Source organism: Leisingera sp. McT4-56 (genome assembly GCF_020514995.1).
Lineage (GTDB): Bacteria > Pseudomonadota > Alphaproteobacteria > Rhodobacterales > Rhodobacteraceae > Leisingera > Leisingera aquaemixtae_A.
Genome location: NZ_JAJALF010000053.1, coordinates 1 through 3027, shown reverse-complemented (window position 1 = coordinate 3027; position 3027 = coordinate 1). Strand labels below are relative to the sequence as shown.

Annotated in this window: 3 protein-coding genes; all 3 read right to left on the bottom strand. The window is 65.8% G+C overall.

Annotation, left to right across the window (positions count from 1 at the left end):
- Positions 1–44: 44 nt before the first annotated feature.
- The 3 genes from folD to LHL23_RS23290 are packed head-to-tail and all read right to left on the bottom strand — an operon-like array spanning position 45 to position 3024.
- Positions 45–935, bottom strand: a complete 891-nt coding sequence (gene folD, locus LHL23_RS23300; RefSeq protein WP_226431742.1) for a bifunctional methylenetetrahydrofolate dehydrogenase/methenyltetrahydrofolate cyclohydrolase FolD — start codon at positions 933–935, stop codon at positions 45–47.
- A gap of 48 nt (positions 936–983) precedes the next feature.
- Entirely contained in the window at positions 984–1289 is a 306-nt protein-coding gene (locus LHL23_RS23295) for a chorismate mutase (RefSeq protein ID WP_226431741.1), read from the bottom strand.
- 58 nt (positions 1290–1347) lie between these two features.
- Positions 1348–3024, bottom strand: a complete 1677-nt coding sequence (locus tag LHL23_RS23290; protein ID WP_226431743.1) for a formate--tetrahydrofolate ligase — start codon at positions 3022–3024, stop codon at positions 1348–1350.
- Positions 3025–3027: the final 3 nt, after the last annotated feature.

Genomic DNA, 3027 nt, shown 5'->3' with positions numbered 1-3027 from the left:
GTCCGGCGGGAGCGTGAGTTTCAGCCGCTGCTGTTCTGCGCGCTTCAGGCGGTGAGGCCTTCCGGCTCAGCCAGGTTGTGGGCGCGGCAGCAGGCGGTGACGGTGTTGGCCAGCAGGCAGGCGATGGTCATCGGGCCGACGCCGCCGGGCACCGGGGTGATGGCGCCGGCGCGCTCGGCGGCGGAGGCGAAGTCGACGTCGCCCACCAGCACGTTCTTACCGTCGCGCTCGATGCGGTTGATGCCCACGTCGATGACGGTGGCGCCTTCCTTGATCCAGTCGCCCGGCACCATTTCCGGGCGCCCGACCGCGGCGACCACGATGTCGGCGCGGCGCACCACCTCCGGAAGGTCCTTGGTGCGCGAATGCGCGATGGTCACGGTGCAGCTGTCGCCCAGCAGAAGCTGCGCCATCGGCTTGCCGACGATGTTGGAGCGGCCGATCACAACCGCGTCCATGCCCGAGAGGCTGCCGTGGTGGTCGCGCAGCATCATCAGGCAGCCCAGCGGCGTGCAGGGCACCATCGACTTCTGGCCGGTGCCCAGGAGGCCGACGTTGGAGATGTGGAAGCCGTCCACGTCCTTCTCCGGCGCGATCGAGTTGATCACCAGCTCTTCGTTCATGTGCTTCGGCAGCGGCAGCTGCACCAGGATGCCGTTGACCGCCGGGTCGTTGTTCAGCTGATCGATCAGCGCCAGCAGGTCCGCTTCCGGGGTGTCCGCCTCCAGCTTGTGCTCATAGGAGTTCATGCCGACCTCGACGGTCTGCTTGCCCTTGGAGCGCACATAAACTTGCGACGCCGGGTCCTCGCCCACCAGCACCACCGCCAGGCCGGGGGTGATGCCGTGTTCTTCCTTCAGCCGCGCCACATGCTCGGCCACCTGGCCGCGCACCTTGGCCGCAAAGGCCTTGCCGTCAATCAGAGTTGCTGCCATTGCTCTCTTCCTTGTTGCTGCAGGCTCAGGATGATCCCGGGGGCCCGCCTAATCCTCACGAATGACCCGCGCCTCGCGGGCAATCGACCAGTCCACCAGCTGCCGCCACAAATGCTCGATCAGATCGGGGTCCAGCCCCTCCCCTTCCGCGGCGGCGCGGGCATTCATGACCACTTCCTCGACCCGTTCCGGGATCCGCGCGGGCCAGCCGTTGAGCTGCTTCAGCTGGATCGCCCGGTCGATATAGCCCGCCCGGACGGCCAGAAGTTGCACCAGCTCAATATCCAGCCTGTCAATCTGGGCCCGCACCTCTGCCATCGACTGGCAGTCCTGCGGCGGTGTCAGCTTGGTCATGTCTTAAAACTCCAGCGGCCCGGGGTATCCCGGGCCGCTGAATGTCGCATATCTTGTCTTAGAACAAGCCTTCGATCTGGCCGTCCGCATTCAGGCGGATGGTTTCCGCCGCCGGGGTGCGCGGCAGGCCCGGCATGGTCATGATCTCGCCGCAGACCGCAACGATGAAGCCCGCACCGGCGCTGAGGCGCACTTCGCGCACCGGCACCGAGTGGCCCACCGGCGCCCCGCGCAGGGACGGGTCGGTCGAGAAGGAGTACTGGGTCTTCGCCATGCAGACCGGCAGGTTGCCGTAGCCCGCGTCTTCCCATTCCTTCAGCTGGTTGCGGATCTTGTTGTCCGCCAGAACCTCGTCGGCGCGGTAGATACGCTTGGCGATGGTCTCGATCTTCTCGAACAGCGGCATGTCGTCCGGGTAGATCGGCGAGAAGTTGGCGGAACCGGCGTCGACGATCTCGACAACCTTCTCGGCCAGCGGCGCGGAGCCCTCGGAGCCCAGCTCCCAGTGGCGCGACAGCACCGCCTCGACGCCGTGGGTGGCGCAGTAGGCTTTGACAGCGTCGACTTCCGCATCGGTGTCGGTGACGAAGTGGTTGATCGCAACCACAACCGGCACGCCGAAGGATTTGACGTTCTCGATGTGGCGGCCGAGGTTGGCGCAGCCGGAGTTCACCGCCTCGACGTTCTCGGCGCCGAGGTCTGCCTTGGCAACGCCGCCGTTCATCTTCATCGCGCGCACGGTGGCCACCAGCACCACCGCGGAGGGTGCGATGCCTGCCTTGCGGCACTTGATGTTCATGAACTTCTCGGCGCCGAGGTCAGCGCCGAAGCCGGCCTCAGTCACGACGTAGTCGGCCACTTTCAGCGCGGTCTTGGTGGCGATCACCGAGTTGCAGCCGTGCGCGATGTTGGCAAACGGGCCGCCGTGCACGAAGGCCGGGTTGTTTTCCAGGGTCTGCACCAGGTTCGGCTGCATCGCGTCTTTCAAGAGCACGGTCATCGCGCCTTCGGCCTTGATGTCGCGGCAGTAGACCGGGGTCTTGTCGCGGCGGTAGGCCACGATGATGTCGCCGAGGCGCTTTTCCAGGTCCTTGAGGTCGTTCGCGAGGCAGAGGATCGCCATCACTTCCGACGCCACGGTGATGTCAAAGCCGGCTTCGCGCGGGAAGCCGTTGGAGACGCCGCCGAGCGACGCGGTGATCTGGCGCAGGGCGCGGTCGTTCATGTCGACCACCCGGCGCCAGGCGACGCGGCGGATGTCGATGTCGCACTCGTTGCCCCAGTAGATGTGGTTGTCGATCATCGCCGACAGCAGCGAATGCGCCGAGGTGATGGCGTGGAAGTCGCCGGTGAAGTGGAGGTTCATCTCCTCCATCGGCACCACCTGGGCGTAACCGCCGCCCGCAGCGCCGCCCTTCATGCCGAAGTTCGGGCCGAGGCTCGCTTCGCGGATGCAGATCATCGCGTTCTTGCCGATCCGGTTCAGACCGTCGCCCAGGCCCACGGTGGTGGTGGTCTTGCCTTCGCCCGCAGGCGTCGGGTTGATCGCGGTCACCAGGATCAGCTTGCCGTCTTCGCGGTCCTGCACAGAGTTGATGAACCCTTGGCTCACCTTCGCCTTGTCATGGCCGTAGGGCAGCAGGTCGTCGCTGGAAATCCCGATCTTCGCGCCAATCTCCTGGATCGGCTTCTTCTGCGCCTCACGCGCAATCTCGATGTCACTCTTGTAGCTCATGGC

What these genes read in the sequence shown, in the direction of transcription:
- folD (WP_226431742.1), bottom strand. Translation starts at nt 935, where the DNA reads ATGGCAGCAACTCTGATTGACGGCAAGGCCTTTGCGGCCAAGGTGCGC.
- LHL23_RS23295 (WP_226431741.1), bottom strand. Translation starts at nt 1,289, where the DNA reads ATGACCAAGCTGACACCGCCGCAGGACTGCCAGTCGATGGCAGAGGTG.
- LHL23_RS23290 (WP_226431743.1), bottom strand. Translation starts at nt 3,024, where the DNA reads ATGAGCTACAAGAGTGACATCGAGATTGCGCGTGAGGCGCAGAAGAAG.